Below are 16,600 nucleotides of genomic sequence, written 5' to 3'. Positions count from 1 at the left end.
AGCATTTCATGATTGCAGCGGATACCAGCCGGCGAGACTTCCTGATGATGACGGGCGCGGGGGTCGCTACCGCCGCGCTCGGCCCCGGCGCGGCATCCGCGCAGACTGCCGGCGCGGCCGCATGGAGCGACCTGGTCATCATCAATGCGCTGGGTGGCCTCAGCAATCCCAATGTCGTCAGGGACAACGGCGACAGCGCGATCCAGCGCGGAACCCGGCGGCGAAGGCAGCTCGACCAGCGGACGCTGGCGGATGCGCATGCTTCCGGCCTGACCGCGGTCAACTGCACCCTGGGCTATGTCGCGGGCGAAGGCGACCCGTTCGAAGTCTCCGTCTCCGACATCGCCAATTACGACCAGATGATCCGCGCCCAGTCGGGGGACCTGACCAAGATATTGACCGCGGCCGACATCCTGAACGCCAAAAGGGACCGGAAAGTCGGCATCATCTACGGTTTCCAGAACGGCGCACCGATCGGCGACGACCTGGCCCGCGTCGACATATTCGCCGACCTCGGCGTCCGCATCATCCAGCTGACCTACAATCCCGCCAACCAGATCGGCGACGGATCGATGGCGCCGCAGAATCGCGCGCTCACCGAATTCGGGCGCCAGGTCCTGGAACGGCTCAACCAGAACCGGATCATGGTGGACCTGTCGCATAGCGGCCAGAATACGTGCCTGGAGGCGGCGCGCCTGTCGCAGCAACCGATATCGATCAGCCATACCGGATGCCGGGCGCTCACCGACCTGCCGCGCAACAAAACCGACGAGGAATTGCGGCTGGTCGCGGAGAAAGGGGGCTTCGTCGGCATCTATTTCATGCCGTTCCTCGACCCGGACGGGAGCGTGATGGCGGCCGACGTCGTGCGCCATATCGAGCATGCGGTGAACGTTTGCGGCGAGGACCATGTGGGGATCGGCACGGATGGTCCCGTGACCCAGATCGACGATCTGGAGGCCTATCGCGAGCGCCTCGCCGAAGAGGTCGCCTATCGCCGTCAGTCCGGGATCGGCGCGGCGGGCGAAGGGCCGAACACCCTCCCCTTCGCGCTGGACCTGCGAGGACCGACGCAATTCCATCGCCTCGCGGAGCTGCTGCGCGAGCGCGGCCATTCGAGGACGCGCATCGAGAAGATCCTGGGGACGAACTTCTTCCGGCATGCGAGGAACGTCTGGGGCGCCTGAGCGCAGGGCAGCGCCTGCTCAGAACGATATGCGCGTTCCGGACCCGACGAGGCGCCCCTCGCCGTAGACATGACTGGCCGCCGCCAGGTCCTGGACGATATTCCCCAGCGACTTGTAGAGCGTGATTTCGCGCGGGCCGATGCGGCCCGGAACCGAGCCTGCCATCACCTCGCCGATCTCGCCGGCAAGATGGTCGTCGTCGATCAGGCCCGATCGCTTCGCGCGAATGAACTCGCCGCCCTGGGCCAAAAGGCTCGCGCGGTGATCGGCGAAGAAGCGCACGGCGGCCACGAGGTCCTCCGCAATCTCCGCCGGCCCCACCCGGCTCGAGCCGACCGCATTGATGTGCGCGCCCGCCGGCACCATTGAGCGGGACAGGATCGGATCGTCCGCGGCCGTCGTGGTGCAGATGATTTCGGCGTCGGCGACGGCGTCCGCGGGATCGGAGGCCACGCGCGCCTCGAGGCCCACGGCGCGCACGCGCTCCGCAAATTGCGAGGCGCGCTCCGGCGAGCGCCCCCAGACCGCGACCCGATCGACCGGACGAATCCGGCGGATCGCCTCCACGTGTCGCCAAGCCTGCTCGCCATAGCCCAAGAGGGCGAGCCGGCGCGCTTCCTCGCGCGCAAGGCAGTCCGTCGCGGCCGCCGACGCCGCCGCGGTCCGGATGGCCGTGATTTCGCCGGCATCGAGGATCGCCACCGGCGCGCCGCCCTGCTGGTCGAAAAGCAGCATGACGCCCTGGTGGGACGGCAGCCCTCTGGCGAAATTCTCCTCGAAGACGCTGACCACCTTTGCGCCGAACGGTCCGTCATCCGCAATCGCGCCCGGCATGACGCCGAAGGCACGACCTTGCGCGAGGTCGATGATGCCCCTGGGCAATTGCTTCGTCCCGCCCGCGGACAAGGCCATCATCGCCTGCCGCATCAGCGGAATGCAGGTTTCGTAGGGCAGCAGGGCCGCGACCTCGGCGGCCGAAAACACGAACAGGCTCACGGGTGGCCGACGGCCTCGTGCCGGTCGAGCCGGCGGCGAAACCAGCGGATGAGAAGGAAGGCGTTGAGGATCATCACGACCCCGTAGATATTCTGGGTAACCGCCAGCGGGAGGCTGCCGAGCACGGTAAGCGTGAGGAAGATCGCCATCGTGGCATTCTGCACGCCGACCTCTATTCCGATGGTCATGGAATCCCGGCTGTCGGCGCCAAGGGCTCGCGCCAGCATGACGCCCGCGACGATGGCGGCCGCGTTGAGGGTCCAGATGGCAGGCCCGGCGGCGGCCAGGTTGAGGAGTACCATCTCGAGGCTCACCGCCACGGAGAGGGCGATGACTCCGATCAGCACGACAAGCGAGGTCGGCCGGAGCCACCTGGCCATCCGGTCCGCCACGTTCGGCGCGAAACGCCGCACCAGCATGCCGACGGCGATCGGGGCGACAGTGATCTGCAGGAGTTGCAGCATCGTGCCGGGAACGGAGAGCGCCGGCACCTCGGCGCCGCCGCCCGCCAGGAAAAAGGGAATCGCCCAGCTCAGCAGCAGCGGGATGCTGAACACAGTGACCATGCTGGACAAAGCCGTAAGGACCACGGCGAGGGCAATGTTCCCGCGGCCGACGAACGTGATCGCATTCGATGTCGTTCCGGCCGGGCAGATCGAGATGATGAACAGCCCCAGTGCCAGCTCCGGTGACAATCCGAACAGGGCGCCGATCAGCAAGCCGAGTATCGGCAGCATGATCAGCTGACCGCCAAGCCCGACGATCACCATTCGCGGATGGGTGAGCACCAGCCCGAAATCCCGCAGCGCCAGCGTGAGGCCCATGCTGAACATGATCAGCATGAGCCCCACGGGCACGAAGACGGCGTTCACGAAAGCGACGAACTCGGGACTCATCGTTCCCCTATCGGACGGAATTGCGACTCATCGAGCGGGAAAGGTCAGAATCGGTAGGCGACCTGAATCCCGGCTTCGCGCGGCTCGTTCGTCAGGACGCGGTCCGGAATGCCGGGCCGGCTCTCGATGGTCCAGTTCGTGAAGGCGCGCTCGTTGAACAGGTTGCGCACATAGATCGAGGCGTCCCAGCCCCGCTCCTCGATCCCTAACCTCAGATCCACCAGGGCATAATCGCCGACCTTCCGCCTCAACGGATCGGTCCGGCTGAACGTCGTGTAGGCCGAGCCAACATAAGCGAGGTCTGCGCGCGCGAAGGCGCGCAGGCCGGCGACATCGAACCTTTGCTCGACGCCCGCATTGGCAGAGAAGCGGCTCGTATAAGGTATCCGCTCTCCCCTCCTGCCGGCATTCGGATCGGGCGGCGGCCCGGCCACGAGCGGATTGTCCTCGGTCAGCTTCTGATCCGAATAACGCAGCGCGAAATTGGTCGAAAAGCCCGGCAGCGCGGCCGGGTCAAACCGCCCCTCCAGCTCCGCGCCCTTGAGATCGGCTTTGCCGGCGTTCGACGTGAAGGTGAATGCTCCGGTCGGATCCCGCTGCGAAACCTGGATGTCGTCCCAGGTCATGTAATAGACGGCGCCGTTCAGCAGGAGCTGACGCCCGAACAAGGTGGACTTCCAGCCCAACTCGTAATTCTGGACCAGATCCGGCCCGAAGGTCAGCGAATAGTTGCCGAGCAGGCCCGGCGCGTTCGGGCCTCCCTCGCGGAAGCCTTCGGAATATATGCCGTAGACGAGAACGTCCTCGGTGACGTCGTAGGAAAGCTGAAACCGCTTCACATTTCCGTCGGACGAGGCCCTCTGCGTCGGCTGCGGGCCAAGAGGACGGCCGAACACGTCGAGCTCGAGGCTCGACTCGTTGCGGCGCCTCATCTCGTAGAAGCGAATGCCGGCTTCCGCGGAGAGACGGTCGGTGATGTCGTAGGTCGCGTTGAGGAAGGCCGCCCTATTGCGGACGACCTGACTGCTGGGCTGGATGAAGAAGGGCTCGGGCGGCGCATCCGGCAGGCCGGTCTCCGGATCGACATAGAGCCCGGCGCTTACCGCTTCGAGATCGCGATTCTCGAAGAAGACGCCCGTCACGATTTGGATCGGCGCATCGAAGGTGGAGGCGAACCGCAACTCGCCCGTAGTCGCTTCCGTCCGGGAAGTCTGGTTGATCGAGCCGTATCTCGGCACGACGAACTGGCTTTGGTCGAAAACGAAGAAAGCGTCGCGCTGATAGGTGGAGATCGTACCGGTCAGCGTGCCGAAGCCCAGCCCCTGCTCGACGGTGAGGTTGAGCAGGCGCAGCTCGTCCTCATAGGGTTCCAGGACGGGATTGGGACGGGAGTCATCGGTCGACAGGACCCGGCTGGTATCGTCCAGCTCGGTCTTCTGGTAGATGGCCGACGCCAGGATCAGGGTGTCCGAGCCAGGGGTGAGCGCGACCTGGATGCGCCCGCCATGGCTGTTCTCGTCATCGGACTGGTTCCGATCGAGCGCCGGCAGATCGACCAGTCCGTCCACCCGACGCCAATATCCCACTGCGCGAATGGCGAGCAGGTCCTCGACGATCGGCAGGTTGAGCATCCCGTTGGCTTCGGTACGCCAGCCGCCGTCGCGGGCGCGAATGCCGGCACGGGCCCCGATCGCGCCCTCGAAGTCATTCGAATCCGGCTTGCGCGTGATATATCTTATCGTGCCGCCCTGCGAGCTCGCACCATAGAGTGTTCCCTGCGGCCCGCGAAGGATCTCGACCCGCTCGATATCGTAGAGGCCGAGATCCGTTTGGCGGACATTGGTGCCGCCGACGCCGCTGAGCGGCGTTTCGTCGAGATAGATGGCCACCTGGGGTGCGCCGGCGGAGGCGGCCAAGCCCCGGATGATGACGGTCCGATTGCTTTGGCCGCCGGTGGTCGTAACGCCCGGCACAAGACGCGCAATGTCCTCCAGCGTCGTCGCGCCGGTCCGCTCGAGCTGCTCGGTGCTGATCGCCGAGATATTGTAGGGTATGTCCTGGATGTTGACAGTGCCCCGCTTCGAAGCGGTCACCACAATCTCGCTGACGCCCTCCTCCGGCGGCGCCTCTCGCGGCGCCTCCTGTGCCCAGGCCGTTCCCGACATTGTAAGGGAGATAAGCGACAAAGAAAGAGCTCGCGCGGAAATTCCCCCGGAGCGCTCGAATATGGTCTTAGCGTCTTCCATCTGGACCCCTTGATATGCTGGATTTATCCGCTGTTCCCCGGCTGCGGGTGCCCTTCCGCTCTCCCACGAACGCGCTTGGCCAAGCGTAGCGGGAAGTGACAAGAACATTGTCCCCAAAGCGTCACGATCGCCCCGGCCCATCAGAACGAGCGGCCTGCGTGAGACCACATCCGTAGAACGAATCCTGAAGAGCTCTCCTGCCCTAGTCCGACCGGAACATCCGGTCGCGGTCAGGCGAGGTCGGCCTCGCTCAGCCTCGACGAGACGCGCCACAAGTCAACGCCGCCATCGGTGGCGTGGTGGTCGATCTCGGACAGCTCCTCTTCGCCGAAGTGGAGGCTGTTCACCGCTTCCAGGCTGTCGTCGAGCTGCTCGACGGTGCGCGCGCCGACCAGCGCCGAAGTGACCCGCGAGTCGCGCAGCACCCAGGCGATCGCCATCTGGGCGAGTGTCTGGCCGCGGCGCTTCGCGACCGCGTCGAGCACACGGATGCGTTCGACATTTTCGGGCGTCAGCAGGTGGCTCGATAGCGAGCCGCCGCGGGTGACGCGGGCGCCCTCTGGGACGCCGGCGAGATATTTGGAGGTGAGCATCCCCTGTGCCAGCGGCGAGAAGGCGATGCAGCCGACGCCGAGCTCCGCCAGCGTGTCCAGCAGTTGATCCTCGACCCAACGGTTGAGCATCGAATAGCTCGGCTGATGGATGAGCAGCGGCACCCTCTCCTCGGCGAGGATCGCGTGAGCCCTGCGGGTGAGCTCGGGCGAGTAGGAGGAGATGCCGACATAGAGCGCCTTGCCCTGACGGTGGAGATGAGCGAGCGCGCCCATCGTCTCCTCGAGCGGCGTCTTCGGATCGACCCGGTGCGAATAGAAGATGTCGACATAGTCGAGCCCCATCCGCCTGAGGCTCTGATCGCAGCTCGCGATCAGATATTTCCGGCTGCCCCCGACATCGCCATAGGGCCCCGGCCACATGTCCCAGCCCGCCTTGGTCGAGATGACCAGCTCGTCGCGGTGGCCGCGGAAATCGGCGGCGAGGACGCGGCCGAAATTCTCCTCGGCGGAGCCGTAGGGCGGCCCGTAATTGTTGGCGAGGTCGAAATGGGTGACGCCGCGGTCGAAGGCACGGCGAAGAATCGCTCGTCCCGTCTCGAAGACGTCCGTCCCGCCGAAATTCTGCCAGAGACCCAGCGAAACCGCGGGAAGATCGAGGCCGGAGCGGCCGCAGCGGCGATAGGGCATCCGCCCGTCATAGCGGTCCGGATCGGCGACATGGGGCTGGGGTGAAGGCATGGGATAGGGAGTCCTTCGATCGGCGGCGGGGGGAAGCATCCTGGAGTCGCAGCATGACAGCGCTGCCATCACAATCAAGCCCATCGTCCACGCTCATGACGCAGCCGCCGGAGCCGGCGCCCGACGGCGGTTGCGCGCGCTCTGCCGCGCATCTACCTGCCCACGGGAGCAATGGGGGCCTGGCATGCGCGATATCCACCGACTTGGAGCCGACCGACCATGACGGCGCCCTTCGCGCGCGTCGCGCTGATCGGCCTCGGCCTGATAGGCTCCTCCATCGCACGGGCGGTGCGCGCGCACCTGCCGGACGTGATCCTCGCCGGCTATGACGAGGATCCCGGGGTTCGGGCGCGGGCCGTCGAGCTGGGCCTGATCGACGAGATGGCCGATCGTCCGGGCGAGGCGGTCGGCGGGGCCGATCTCGTCATCTTGTGCGTGCCCGTGGGCGCCATGGCTGCGGCCGCGGCCGCGATCGCGCCCCACCTGCCGCCCGAAGCCGTCATCAGCGACGTCGGTTCCTCCAAGAACTCGGTCGCGGCAGCGCTTCGCGCGGCGCTGCCGGGAGCGCGCATCGTTCCGGCTCATCCGGTCGCCGGCACGGAGAATAGCGGCCCCGACGCCGGCTTTGCCGAGCTGTTCCGCGGCCGCTGGTGCATCCTCACCCCCGGCGAGGATGCCTGCGCCGAAGACGTCGACCGGCTCGCCGTCTTCTGGGCCGCGCTCGGCTCGAGAGTCGAGATCATGGAGCCGAAGCACCACGATCTCGTCCTCGCCGTCACCAGCCACCTGCCCCACCTCATCGCCTATACGATCGTTCACACCGCGTCGGACCTCGAGCGGGTCACCGAAAGCGAGGTGATCAAATATTCGGCCGGCGGTTTTCGCGACTTCACCCGCATCGCCGCCTCGAACCCGACCATGTGGCGCGACATCTTCCTTGCCAACAAGGAAGCGGTGCTCGACATGCTGCAGCGCTTCAGCGAGGATCTGACCCTGCTCCAGCGGGCGATTCGCGCCGACGACGGCGACACCCTGTTCGACCTGTTCACCCGGACCCGCGCGATCCGCCGCGACATCGTCGAGCAGGGCCAGGACGTCGCCAAGCCTGACTTCGGCCGCCATTCGGGCTAGGATCGCATCCGACGAGAGATTCTGCAGCTGGAAGGCCCCGCATGACCCATCAGGTCGACGATACCAGGATCAAGGAGATCAAGGAGCTCACGCCGCCCGCGCATCTGCTGCGGGAGTTCCCGATCGGGGACAGAGCGAGCGACGTCGTGTTCGACGCCCGCGCCGCGATCCACCGCATCCTGCATGACGAGGACGACCGGCTGCTCGTCGTCGTCGGTCCCTGCTCCATCCACGATCCGCAGGCGGCCCGCGATTATGCCGCCCGGCTGACCGAGCAGCGGCGCCGACTGGCCGACCGGCTCGAGATCGTCATGCGCGTCTATTTCGAGAAGCCGCGCACCACCGTCGGCTGGAAGGGCCTCATCAACGACCCCGACCTCGACGGCAGCTTCAAGATCAACCAGGGCCTGCGAACCGCCCGCGAGCTCCTGCTCGACATCAATGAGATCGGCCTGCCCGCCGGCACCGAATATCTCGACATGATCACGCCCCAATATCTCGCCGACCTCGTCGCCTGGGGGGCGATCGGCGCCAGGACCACGGAGTCGCAGGTCCATCGCGAGCTCGCCTCCGGCCTGTCCTGTCCGGTCGGATTCAAGAACGGCACCGACGGCAATCTCAGGATAGCGCTCGACGCGGTGAAGGCCGCCTCGCAGCCGCATCACTTCCTCTCGGTCACCAAGGGGGGCCATTCGGCGATCGTCGCCACGAGCGGCAACGAGGATTGCCACGTCATCCTGCGCGGCGGCCAGCAGCCGAACCATGATCGCGCCAGCATCGAGTTCGCCGCCCGAGCCGCCGCGGCCGCCGGCCTGCCCTGCCGGCTGATGATCGACGCCAGCCACGGCAACAGCCGCAAGCAGCCGGAGAATCAGCGCGAGGTGGTCGACGACATCGCCTCGCAGCTTGCCGACGGCGAGAGGCGGATATTCGGCGTGATGATCGAGAGCCATCTCGTCGGCGGCAGCCAGACGCTGGAGCCGGGACGGCCGCTGACCTACGGCCAGAGCATCACCGACGGCTGCATCGGCTGGGAGGAAACGATCGAGCTGCTCGACGCGCTCGCCGCCGCGGTGGAAGCACGCCGGGCCAGTCCCGTGACCGCGGCCGCGGCTTCGGCCTGAAACCGCAAAGGGCCGTCGCGCGCCCGAAGGCGACGAGGTGAAATCTCGACCTCAACCGCGGCCCGGCCTCGTGCTAGCCGGTCGGGCATGCCTGTCCACGCCGATCTGAGCATCCGTCCTGGCGATCTCGACGATCCGCGCGTCGTCGCCCTGCTCCTCACCCACGTCGAGCGGGCTCGCGCCGAGACCGAGCCTGGGAGCTCGCATGCGCTGGACATGTCCGGGCTGCGCGCAGCGGACGTGACCTTCTGGGCGGCGTGGCGCGGGGAGGAGGTAGTCGGCCTCGCTGCGCTCAAGCGGCTCTCCGCGACTCACGGCGAGGTCAAGTCGATGCACGTCGCGGACTCGGCTCGCGGCCGCGGCACCGGCAGCTCCCTTCTCGATCACATCGTCGCAGCGGCGCGGCAAGCCGGACTCACGCGCCTCAGCCTGGAGACGGGCTCCTGGGACTATTTCCGGCCGGCGCGTCGCCTGTACCGGCGCTTCGGCTTCGTCGAATGCGGCCCATTCGGGGATTATCGGCTCGACCGGAACAGCGTCTTCATGACGATCCAACTCGAGACGGCCCAAGCTTCGGCCGCGCCGATGCCGCCGGCGGCTTCCGCGGCCTGAAACCTTCCATTCCCCATTGGCGGCCCGCGACGATGGGCTATCGTGGCGCGGCGAAACAAGGGGAATATCGATGCGCCTGCCTCGCCTGCTGTCCATTCTGCTCGCTCTCGCCGCCGCGCCGTCGGCCGCGCAGGCTCCGGCAGACCCGCCGGAACCGCTGACGGTCATTCACGCCGGCACCTTGCTCGATCGACCGGGACGGCCGCCGCGGCGAAACGCCACCATCCTGGTGCGGGGCGGCCGGATCGAAGCGGTGCAGGATGGCCTGGCGCCGCCGCCGGCCGGTGCCCGCCTGGTCGATCTCTCCGATCGCTTCGTGCTTCCCGGCCTCATCGACTCCCATGTCCATCTGATCTCGGACCGCGCCGGCGTCGAGGGTCAGCTCGCCGACGTCACCGACAGCATCTCGCTGCGCGCCTACGAAGCCGGCTGGAACGCGCGCAAGACACTCGATGCGGGCTTCACCACCGTTCGCAACCTCGGCAGCGAGAATGGGATCACGATCGGGCTCCGCGACGCGATCGCCCGCGGCTGGGCCATCGGCCCGAGGATTCTCGATTCCGGGACCGCGCTCTCGGCGACGACCGGCCACATGGACCCGACATTGGGAATGCGCGAGGAATTTCACGAGGCACTGCGCCAATCGGGAAGCACGTGCGACGGTCCCGACGACTGCCGCCGGGCGGTGCGCCGGCAGATCGCGCTCGGCGCCGACCTGATCAAGATCGCCACCACCGGCGGCGTCAACAGCCGGATCGGCCTCGGCCTCGGCGCCCAGATGTTCGAGGACGAGGCCCGGGCCATCGTCGAGACCGCCCATCTCTACGGCCGCAAGGTCGCCGTCCACGCCCACGGTGCCGACGGGATCAATCTCGCCCTGCGGGTCGGCGCCGATTCGATCGAGCACGGCACCCTCCTCGACGACGAGAGCTTGCGGCTTTGGCGCCAGAGCCGCGCCTATTACGTGCCGACGCTGTCGACAGTGAATGGGTATGTCGAGCGGCTGCGCAACAATCCCGGCGCCTATTCGCCCGAAGTGCGCGCGAAGATCGAATGGCGGATCGGGATCACCGGCCAGGCGCTGCGCCGCGCCGTTCCGGCCGGGGTTCGGATCGCCTTCGGCACCGATGCCGGCGTCTCGATGCACGGGCGCAATGCCGACGAATTCCTGCTGATGGTCCAGCATGGAATGGATCCGATGTCGGCTATTGCCGCGGCCACGGTCAACGCCGCCGACCTGCTCGGCCTTGCGGCGGAGATCGGGACGATCGAGGCGGGCAAGACGGCGGACATCGTCGCCGTTCGCGGAGATCCGCTGGCGGATGTCGGCGTCCTGCGGGACATGAGCTTCGTCATGGCGCGCGGGCGGGTTCATCGGATGGAGCCTTGAAGACGCCGGTCTGCCCCCGGTACGGACCGCCATGATATTTCCGCCAGGGAGACTTCCTCGCATGACGATGCCTTTAGACCGTCGCCAGTTCCTGCTCGGCTCCGCCGCCACCGCCGGCGCCCTGGCGATCCCCGGATGCGCGGGTCTCGAGCCCCGATCCGAAACGGCGGCGGCACGGTCGCTCTACGACAGCATCTTCGAAGGCATGTTGCGCACGTCGCCGGAGACGGCGACGAGCCTCGGCCTCGACACGGGGGAGCGTGCCTATCTGAAGCGCCGGCTGAGCGATGCTTCGCCGGCCGGCAAGATGGGCGTCTACCAGCCGGTGCTCGATCACCTCCCGAGCCTGCGACAGATCGACCGCAATCGGCTGCAGGGGCGCGAGCGTGCATGGCTCGATACCGTCCTGTGGCTGGGCGAACGGATGAGCGAGGCCGCCACCTTCGGTTATGGCGGCATCGGCGGCTATTCCTATCCCGTCCCCTACGTGCTGTCGCAGCTGACCGGCGCCTATCAGAGCGTTCCCGACTTTCTCGACAGCCAGCACGGCATCGAGACCCGCGAAGATGCCGAAGCCTATATCGCGCGGCTCGAGGATTTCGCCCGCAACGTGCATTTCGATGTCGAGCGGGCGCGCGCCGATGCCGGCCGCGGCGTCGTCCCGCCGACCTACATTCTCGACAAGGCGCTCACCCAAACGCGCAATCTCCGCGGCGAGCGCGGCGCCGAGTCCGGCCTGGTGCGCTCGCTGGCGCGGCGGACCGCCGAGCACAACATCGCCGGGGATTGGAGCAGGCAGGCCGAGGCGATCGTCGACGGCCGCCTCGCCGGAGCGCTCGATCGCCAGATCGCCTTGCTCACGGAGCTTCGGCGCGGCGCCGGCGCGGATCCGGCGGCATCGCGGCTTCCGGACGGTGAGCGATTCTACGCGATGTGCCTGCGCTACCATACCAGCACCGGGCTTACGCCGGACGAGGCGCACGAGATCGGACTGCGCCAGGTCGCCGAGCTCCAGGCCGAGGCCGACCCGCTGCTCCGGCGCGAGGGCCTGACGCAAGGCAGCGTCGGCGCGCGGCTGACCGAACTGGGCCGCCAGGAGCGCTGGCTCTACCCCAACACGGATCCGGGACGGCAACAACTGATCGCCGACCTCAATCGGCACATGGAGGCGATCAGGGCGCGCATGCCCGAATTCTTCAACACGATCCCGACCGGCGGGATGGTGATCCGGCGCGTGCCTCCGGCGATCGAAGCCGGGGCGCCGCGGGGCTATGCCCAAGGCGGCAGCCTCGACGGCTCGCGCCCGGGCACCTTCTACATCAACCTAGTCGACACTCGAATTTGGCCGAGATGGGCGCTGCCGACGCTCAACCATCATGAGAGCGTGCCCGGCCATTTATGGCAGGGCGCCACCGTGCTCGGCAATGGCGGCATACCCCTGCTTCATCGCAATATCGGCGTGCCCGCGTTCGGCGAGGGCTGGGGCCTCTATGCCGAACAGCTGGCCGACGAGATCGGGACCTATGCGGATTTCCCGCAGGGCCGGATCGGGATGCTGCAGAGCTTTCTCTACCGGGCGGCGCGGATCGTCCTCGACACCGGGCTGCACATGCGCGGCTGGAGCCGCGAGCGGGCGATCGCTTATTTCACCGAGCAGGTCGGGCTCGATCCGATTTCGGCGACCAGCGAGGTCGAGCGCTACATCGTGTGGCCCGGCCAGGCCTGCAGCTACAAGATCGGCCATAATGAAATCATTCGACTGCGCGAGGACGCGCGGATGCGACTTGGCGACCGCTTCGATCTGAAAGCGTTCCACGACATCGTGCTTCTCGGCGGCGACATGCCGCTCGAGGTCCTGGCGACGGTGGTCGAGGACTGGGTTCGCGAACGGCTTGGCTGACGCAGCGTCCATTTGGACTTCGAGCGGAGTGAAATGTGCGACGGAATATGTTGCGATTGCGCAATGTCCCGCGTAAGCGTCGGCAGACTGCGCTAGAGTAAAGGGAGGTCCAATTGCGCTTCAAACCCCTCGCGGCCCTGGCCGCAATCTCACTCGTCGTCGGCAGCAGCGCTGCCACGGCACAAAGCGTCGCTCCGGCGGCGCCGGTCGTCGATCGCGCTGGTGCCCAGTCCGACGAGGCCAACGAACTCTTCGGCGGCAGCACGATCCTGATCATCGGCGCCGTCGTGCTCGCGCTTGCCATCTGGGGCATCATCGAGCTTACCGACGACGACGAAGAGCCGGTCAGCCCCTAACCGGATCGGGTGTTCCGGGCGGCTGGCCGACCGGAGCACCATTTCCGCCGGCGGCCTTCGGCGCGCCGGACGAAAGAGCCTCGCCGTATCGCGGCGGGGCTTTTTTATTGCGCCGCCATCCGGGTGGCACCGCCGAGCTGCGCCAGCAGCGCGGAATCGCGGCCATAGACATCGTTGCGGAAGACGATGCCCCCCGCATCATCGGGAGCCGCGGTCAGATAGGAAATGAAGACGGGGACGCGGCGCCTCAGGTTGATGCGCTCCTCCGGCTCGCCGGTGCTGGGCGCAAGGTCGCGGCCGAACAGCCAGCGGGAGAGCCGCCCGATATCCTCCACGCGGACACAGCCGGAGCTCAAGCGCCGATCGGCGGCATCGAACAACTGCCGGTCGGGCGTATCGTGCAGATAGATGCCGAGGCGGTTGGGCATCATCAGCTTCATTCTTCCCATCATGTTGCGCGGGCCGGGCAGCTGACGGATCCGGAGATTCTGGCGGCCGGCGGCGACCGCCTCCCAGTCGATCCGGCTCGGATGGACAACTTGCGCCTCGTCGCTCCAGTCGCTCAGCGCTTCGAAGCCGTTGCGACCGAGCCAGTCCGGTCCGTGGCGAAGGACGTTCGCGGCGCGGACCCGCGCGAGATCCGGCGGGACGTTCCAATAGGGATTGAGCGCCGCGTAGCGCAGCAAGGCGGCCATCATCGGCGTCTGCTCGGTAGGCTTGCCGACGATCACGCGCATCGAATCGACCGGACGGCCGTCCTCGTACATCCACAATCGAGCGGCAGCGGCGTCGACGAGGATGAATTGGCGGCCGGGATCTTCCGGTAGCGCCGCCGCGCGCGCTATGTTGGCGCGGATCAGCCGCTCGTAATGGGACGCGCCGCGATTCAGCGAGGTGAATGTGGCCGCATCGGCGACGGCGCTGTCGCCCAGCCCGTGCGCCCTCTTATACTCCCGTACGGCCGCGGCCAGGGCGCCATCGAACGTCCCGCGCTCGGCGAGCCCCAGCCGCTGTCGAAGGGCTCGCACGCGCGCGCCGCGCGCGCCCGAACGCAGCGCCGCGCCGGCCGGGATTCGGGTCTGTGGCAGGCCTCCCCAGCGCAGCCGGTAGGCGACGAAGGCCTCGCGCAGCTGCCGCTCGACGGGGTTGATCTCCTCCAGATCCTCGATCAGTTCGCGCACGTCGCCGGCTGACTCGATGGTCACGCCCGAGGCTCGACGCGATCGCCGAGGCTCGAGCGCCTCGTCGACATAAGTCATGCCGACGTCGATGGAGGTCGGCGCCGCCGCGAGCGCGAGGGCGGCCCGGGTCAGTCTCAGTTCCGCACCGACCAGATCGGCCGGGCTTCCGCCTCCGGCGCGGGCGACGGCGGCGGCCAGCCCGGCGCCGCCCGACGCCGCCGACCCATTCTCGCCTTCGAGCGCCCGGGCCAGGCGTTGCGCCTCGCCGACGAGATCGCCTCCCCGGATCCACAAAGGCCGATAGCCGCGCCCGCGATAGAAATCGGCGAGATCCGAATCGCCCGGCACCGACTGGCGCAGGATCGTGGAATATTGGCCCTGCGGCGCCGACTGGGCGGACGCGGGAGCGGCGCAGGCGAGAAGGGCAGCCGCGATCGTGCCGGCCATGGCCCTCCGCGGCCACTCGCCGGTCATCGGAAATCGAAACATCATCGGGCGGCGGTCATCCGGAAAACAGGTCAGTCGGAGCAGGGGCGCACCGACCGCACGCGCGGCTGGTGCGCCCCAATCGCTGTGGCAGGATCAGCCGCGCTCGCCTGAAGCAACGGGCGCCGGAGCGGGCTGCTGGTAACGCTGACCTTCGGGCGGCCTGCCCGGATAATAGACGCCGTTCTGGACGTAGCCATCGGCATAGCCGTCATTGTCCTGATCGGCCCAGATCGCTCCGGCGATGCCGCCGACTGCCGCACCGATCAGCGCGCCTTCGATCGGCGACAAGCCGCCCACGACGGCGCCGAGACCCGCGCCGGCCGCGGCGCCGACGCCCGCGCCGGTTCCGGCGCTTGCCAGCGTGTCGCGGCTTCCATCGGCAGTAGTGCACGCGCCAAGCGACAGCGTGGCGGCGGCGAAGATGGCGATGACGGATCGTTTCATGAGTTTCCTCCCTGCTGCGGGCCTGAGGGACTGGCCGCTGCCAGGAGCGGCAGCCCGCAGAGCGATCGGGAAACGGGAATTTCCTTGCATCGTTCCGAAGCTGAAACCACAGACGCCGTTCCGCCGCCGCTTCGCAGGACGAACCGTGCGCGGGCTGCGATGAAAGCCTGGTACGGCACAACCTACGAGATTGCGGGCGGTTGCGGCAGGAATTGAAGCCGAAGTCAGAAAGGCCTATTGCATAAGTATGCGATAGTCTGCATATAACCGCGATGACGAATGTCGCGATCCTCGGAGCCTCGGGCTTCGTCGGTGCCGAGCTGCTCCGGCTCTGCGCCCAGCATCCTCAGCTTCGTCCGGCGCGGCTGGTCGGCGACAGCCAGGCTGGGCTGGCGCTGGAGGCCGTACATCCGCACCTGGCGCTCGCCTTTCCCGGACTGGAGATCGAGAAATATTCGGTCGGCATCCTGGATGGGATCGACCTCGTCTTCGCGGCTTTGCCGCACGGCCATTCGCAGGATGTCGCGCCGGAGATCGTCGAGCGCGGCATTCCCCTGGTCGACCTCGGCGCCGACTTCCGGCTCGACGACGCCGACGAATATCACCGCTGGTACAAGGAGCCGCACCGGCGGCCCGACCTCCTCCGACGGTTCGTCTATGGCATCCCGGAGCTGAACCGGGCGCGAATCGCGGGCGCAAGGACGGTCGCGGCGGCCGGCTGCTATCCGACGTCGGCGATCCTCGCGCTCAACCCGCTGCTCGAGCTGATCGACCCGGATTCCATCGTCGTGGATGCCGCCTCGGGCGTGTCCGGCGCCGGCAAGGGCCTCAAGGACGAAACCCATTTCGACACGGTGGACGAGAATTTCACCGCTTATGGTCTCCTCACCCATCGCCACACCGCGGAGATGGAGATGGCGCTCGGCGCCAAGGTCCTGTTCACGCCGCACCTCGCGCCGATGAACCGGGGCATTCTGGCCACCTGTTACGGCACTGCGCGTCGGCCGATGGATGCGGACGAGCCACTTCGCCGCCTCCAGCAGGCTTATGCCGACGAACCCTTCGTCCATGTCTCGGCGCGTCCGCCGTCGACGAAATGGACGCAGGGGTCGAACGCCATCCATCTCACCGCGCGCTATGACGAAAGGACCGGCCGGGTCCTCGCCATCGCCGCGCTCGACAATCTCGTGAAAGGAGCCGCCGGCCAGATGATCCAGTGCGCGAATATCATGCTCGGTATCGACGAGTCGGCCGGGCTCCCCAAAGCGGGGATGTGGCCATGAGCATGATCAGCGAGGACACTAAGCGGGATTGCGGCTCGATCATGCGGCGACCGGAGTCCATGCCCTGCTTCCG

At 67.3% G+C, this 16,600-nt stretch carries 14 protein-coding genes; 8 read left to right on the top strand and 6 right to left on the bottom strand.

The features are described from left to right. Nucleotides 1-8: 8 nt before the first annotated feature. Nucleotides 9-1,187 carry a dipeptidase gene (locus DDE10_RS18865; RefSeq protein ID WP_284734766.1) on the top strand — a complete coding sequence of 393 codons (1,179 nt, stop codon included), beginning with the start codon at nt 9-11 and terminating at the stop codon, nt 1,185-1,187. A gap of 18 nt (nt 1,188-1,205) precedes the next feature. On the opposite strand, the gene DDE10_RS18860 is transcribed toward DDE10_RS18865, so the two are convergent. The 4 genes from DDE10_RS18860 to mgrA all read right to left on the bottom strand — a co-directional run bounded on the left by DDE10_RS18860 (nt 1,206) and on the right by mgrA (nt 6,617). After that, the gene (locus tag DDE10_RS18860; protein ID WP_284734765.1) at nt 1,206-2,183 is read right to left on the bottom strand and encodes an ornithine cyclodeaminase family protein; all 978 of its coding nucleotides are present in this window, start codon (nt 2,181-2,183) and stop codon (nt 1,206-1,208) included. Beyond that, nucleotides 2,180-3,079 (bottom strand): bile acid:sodium symporter family protein, encoded by a 900-nt coding sequence (locus tag DDE10_RS18855; RefSeq protein ID WP_114954353.1) that lies wholly within the window; start codon nt 3,077-3,079, stop codon nt 2,180-2,182. Before DDE10_RS18855 ends, DDE10_RS18860 begins: the two co-directional genes overlap by 4 nt. 44 nt (nt 3,080-3,123) lie before the next feature. Then, nucleotides 3,124-5,172, bottom strand: coding sequence for a TonB-dependent receptor (locus DDE10_RS18850; protein WP_162806732.1), 2,049 nt, complete (start codon nt 5,170-5,172; stop codon nt 3,124-3,126). Between the two features lie 383 nt (nt 5,173-5,555). Next, nucleotides 5,556-6,617: an L-glyceraldehyde 3-phosphate reductase gene (gene mgrA, locus DDE10_RS18845; RefSeq protein ID WP_114954351.1), complete on the bottom strand. Its 1,062-nt coding sequence runs from the start codon at nt 6,615-6,617 to the stop codon at nt 5,556-5,558. A 219-nt stretch (nt 6,618-6,836) separates the two neighbouring features. Between mgrA and DDE10_RS18840 the strand changes: the two genes are divergently transcribed. From DDE10_RS18840 to DDE10_RS18815, 6 genes are all read left to right on the top strand, one after another. Then, entirely contained in the window at nt 6,837-7,748 is a 912-nt protein-coding gene (locus DDE10_RS18840; protein WP_114954350.1) for a prephenate/arogenate dehydrogenase family protein, read from the top strand. A gap of 41 nt (nt 7,749-7,789) precedes the next feature. Further along, a complete protein-coding gene (gene aroG / locus DDE10_RS18835; protein ID WP_114954349.1) occupies nt 7,790-8,872 on the top strand; it encodes a 3-deoxy-7-phosphoheptulonate synthase AroG in 1,083 nt (360 codons plus the stop codon). Nucleotides 8,873-8,959: 87 nt separating this feature from the next. Then, nucleotides 8,960-9,484, top strand: coding sequence for a GNAT family N-acetyltransferase (locus DDE10_RS18830; RefSeq protein WP_114954348.1), 525 nt, complete (start codon nt 8,960-8,962; stop codon nt 9,482-9,484). Between the two features lie 70 nt (nt 9,485-9,554). Beyond that, the gene (locus DDE10_RS18825; RefSeq protein WP_114954347.1) at nt 9,555-10,874 is read left to right on the top strand and encodes a metal-dependent hydrolase family protein; all 1,320 of its coding nucleotides are present in this window, start codon (nt 9,555-9,557) and stop codon (nt 10,872-10,874) included. Nucleotides 10,875-10,935: 61 nt separating this feature from the next. Further along, complete coding sequence (locus tag DDE10_RS18820; protein ID WP_162806731.1) at nt 10,936-12,774, top strand: DUF885 domain-containing protein; 1,839 nt, start codon at nt 10,936-10,938, stop codon at nt 12,772-12,774. Between the two features lie 113 nt (nt 12,775-12,887). Next, complete coding sequence (locus tag DDE10_RS18815) at nt 12,888-13,130, top strand: hypothetical protein (protein WP_114954345.1); 243 nt, start codon at nt 12,888-12,890, stop codon at nt 13,128-13,130. Between the two features lie 104 nt (nt 13,131-13,234). On the opposite strand, the gene DDE10_RS18810 is transcribed toward DDE10_RS18815, so the two are convergent. Both DDE10_RS18810 and DDE10_RS18805 read right to left on the bottom strand, forming a co-directional pair. Continuing rightward, entirely contained in the window at nt 13,235-14,758 is a 1,524-nt protein-coding gene (locus DDE10_RS18810) for a L,D-transpeptidase family protein (protein WP_162806730.1), read from the bottom strand. Nucleotides 14,759-14,893: 135 nt separating this feature from the next. Then, nucleotides 14,894-15,244, bottom strand: a complete 351-nt coding sequence (locus DDE10_RS18805) for a YMGG-like glycine zipper-containing protein (RefSeq protein ID WP_114954343.1) — start codon at nt 15,242-15,244, stop codon at nt 14,894-14,896. A gap of 272 nt (nt 15,245-15,516) precedes the next feature. Between DDE10_RS18805 and argC the strand changes: the two genes are divergently transcribed. Further along, a complete protein-coding gene (gene argC / locus DDE10_RS18800; protein ID WP_114954342.1) occupies nt 15,517-16,527 on the top strand; it encodes an N-acetyl-gamma-glutamyl-phosphate reductase in 1,011 nt (336 codons plus the stop codon). The last annotated feature ends 73 nt before the right edge of the window (nt 16,528-16,600 follow it).

It is taken from the genome of Sphingosinicella terrae (assembly GCF_003347635.1).
Taxonomy (GTDB): Bacteria; Pseudomonadota; Alphaproteobacteria; order Sphingomonadales; family Sphingomonadaceae; genus Allosphingosinicella; species Allosphingosinicella terrae.
Note: the sequence above shows the minus strand (reverse complement) of the source record. Positions and strands in the feature narration are given on the sequence as shown.

Excerpts from the sequence above, each read along its gene's own strand:
- DDE10_RS18865 (WP_284734766.1), top strand. The coding sequence starts at position 9 with ATGATTGCAGCGGATACCAGCCGGCGAGACTTCCTGATGATGACGGGC.
- mgrA (WP_114954351.1), bottom strand. The coding sequence starts at position 6,617 with ATGCCTTCACCCCAGCCCCATGTCGCCGATCCGGACCGCTATGACGGG.
- argC (WP_114954342.1), top strand. The coding sequence starts at position 15,517 with ATGACGAATGTCGCGATCCTCGGAGCCTCGGGCTTCGTCGGTGCCGAG.
- DDE10_RS18820 (WP_162806731.1), top strand. The coding sequence starts at position 10,936 with ATGACGATGCCTTTAGACCGTCGCCAGTTCCTGCTCGGCTCCGCCGCC.
- DDE10_RS18830 (WP_114954348.1), top strand. The coding sequence starts at position 8,960 with ATGCCTGTCCACGCCGATCTGAGCATCCGTCCTGGCGATCTCGACGAT.
- DDE10_RS18805 (WP_114954343.1), bottom strand. The coding sequence starts at position 15,244 with ATGAAACGATCCGTCATCGCCATCTTCGCCGCCGCCACGCTGTCGCTT.
- DDE10_RS18825 (WP_114954347.1), top strand. The coding sequence starts at position 9,555 with ATGCGCCTGCCTCGCCTGCTGTCCATTCTGCTCGCTCTCGCCGCCGCG.
- DDE10_RS18810 (WP_162806730.1), bottom strand. The coding sequence starts at position 14,758 with ATGGCCGGCACGATCGCGGCTGCCCTTCTCGCCTGCGCCGCTCCCGCG.
- DDE10_RS18855 (WP_114954353.1), bottom strand. The coding sequence starts at position 3,079 with ATGAGTCCCGAGTTCGTCGCTTTCGTGAACGCCGTCTTCGTGCCCGTG.
- DDE10_RS18840 (WP_114954350.1), top strand. The coding sequence starts at position 6,837 with ATGACGGCGCCCTTCGCGCGCGTCGCGCTGATCGGCCTCGGCCTGATA.
- aroG (WP_114954349.1), top strand. The coding sequence starts at position 7,790 with ATGACCCATCAGGTCGACGATACCAGGATCAAGGAGATCAAGGAGCTC.